At 39.4% G+C, this 1,838-nt stretch carries 1 protein-coding gene; it reads left to right on the top strand.

Going from position 1 to position 1,838, the window contains the following annotated elements:
• Positions 1–108: 108 nt before the first annotated feature.
• Positions 109–1,383, top strand: a complete 1,275-nt coding sequence (locus ACFX4L_RS25285) for an IS110 family RNA-guided transposase (RefSeq protein WP_377387648.1) — start codon at positions 109–111, stop codon at positions 1,381–1,383.
• Positions 1,384–1,838 lie beyond the last annotated feature (455 nt).

Below are 1,838 nucleotides of genomic sequence, written 5' to 3'. Positions count from 1 at the left end.
TTAGCATTCCTGTAGAGCGTTATTTTTCAGCTTTGAAAAAAATAGGGCTCCTCAGTAAGATATGAGTAAGACACCACTCTAACTCAAAACCTTAGGAGGAACCCTAATATGAAGTTTAAAATGCAAGATAAACAAAATCAACTAATAGAGAGAATTTCTGATCGACATCTCGTTGTTGGCGTGGATATTGCCCAACAATTTCACGTTGCTCGAGCTGTAAATTATCGAGGAATCGTGGTAGGTGATCCTCTTACTTTCGAAAATAACGAAGAAGGCTTTAACAGATTTCTAGAATGGATTAATAAACTAAAAGCTAAAAACAGCTTAGACACAACGATTGTCGGTATGGAACCTACAGGTCATTACTGGATTAATCTATCGAAATGGTTATCTAACGAAAAGATTGATGTCGTAACAGTCAATCCTCACCTTGTAAAAAGAAATAAAGAAAATCGAGATAACACTCAGTCCAAAAGTGATAAAAAAGACGCTCTCGTGATTGCGGATATGGTGAAGAATGGATACTATGCCTTTGTTCGTTCAACTCCAGAGTCTTTCGAAAAACTTCGAGTCCTTATGTCCAACCGTGATGTAATCGTTAAACGTCTCGTTAGTTCTATCAACCAATTAAATCGTTGGGTAGATGTAGTCTTTCCTGAGCTACGACAAGTGTTTAAAGATGTGAAAGGCAAAGGGGCAATCGCAACTCTACGATTATTTCCTACACCAATCGAGTTACAATCGATGCAACCTCAAGACATTGTAGGCAAATGGAAATCGGTAATGAAGCGTCAGCCTGGGATGAAAAAAGCTTATCTACTTATAGATTTAGCTAAACGTTCTATCGGAACGCACCAAGCACTTGATGCTTACAAGCTACATTTAGAACAACTACTAGAAGAGTATGATCTAGCTACAACGCAACTCGAAAGAGTGGAACAAGAAGTCACTAACGTGCTTCAACAAATTCCTTTCGCAAAGAAACTGCTGGCTATTAAAGGGATCAGTGAAATCTCTTTAGCTGGAATTTTAGGGGAAGCTGGAGATTTAAGTGGATTCGCCCATGGTAATTCCCTCCTTCGTCATGCAGGGTTACATCTTTCCGAGGCGAGCTCTGGTAAATGGAAAGGACAAATTGTCATTTCTAAACGTGGGAGATCCAGACTTAGGCGTTTCTTATACCTAGCGACAATGAGTCTTGTCATGAATAACCCTGAGTTTAAAGCGTTGCACGCCAATAATGTTAAGGTAAAAAAAATAAAGAAAATGAAGTCTATTATGAAATTATGCGGAAAGCTAGCACGGCTCTTTGTGGGAATAGCCAAAAGAAATGAAACCTATTCTCCAGAAAAATTACAACCTTTAACAACTCTGGCAGCGTAGTTTTATTGAATAAATCAAGCTTCACAGGTTCTCGAAGGGAACCAAACTAAGAATGGATGAACGGTTGATTTTCAGCTTTCTTTTATCGAATGTTTTCTTATTCGTAGGATTTCAAAGATGCACGGAGTACCAGATTTAATCAACAAAAGGGCACCGACCCATTAGGTTAGCAATACTGGCCTCCACCCCTTGGATAGGCATGACGAAGGAATGAGAGGGCATATTTTATGACCCGTTGAGACATGGGAGGGAAAGCCTCCAGGGGCGGCGTGGAGAAAATGTGCATTATATGGTAGAATATGGAGTTTTGTTAAGACTCCTTTATTTAACTATGCCTCCGCGAACCAAAATGATCTGAGCTCATTGCTTTTAACCGTTAATATATTTTCAAGGGTTATGAAATCCTGCGAATAAGTGAGCATTCGAGAGCTATAGCTATCATACTGAGGGAGTTG

Origin of the sequence: Peribacillus sp. YIM B13482 (genome assembly GCF_042787975.1) — a bacterium.
In the GTDB taxonomy this organism is placed as follows: Bacteria; Bacillota; Bacilli; order Bacillales; family DSM-1321; genus Peribacillus; species Peribacillus simplex_A.
This window is presented reverse-complemented; position numbering and strand designations above follow the sequence as displayed.

What these genes read in the sequence shown, in the direction of transcription:
- ACFX4L_RS25285 (WP_377387648.1), top strand. Translation starts at nt 109, where the DNA reads ATGAAGTTTAAAATGCAAGATAAACAAAATCAACTAATAGAGAGAATT.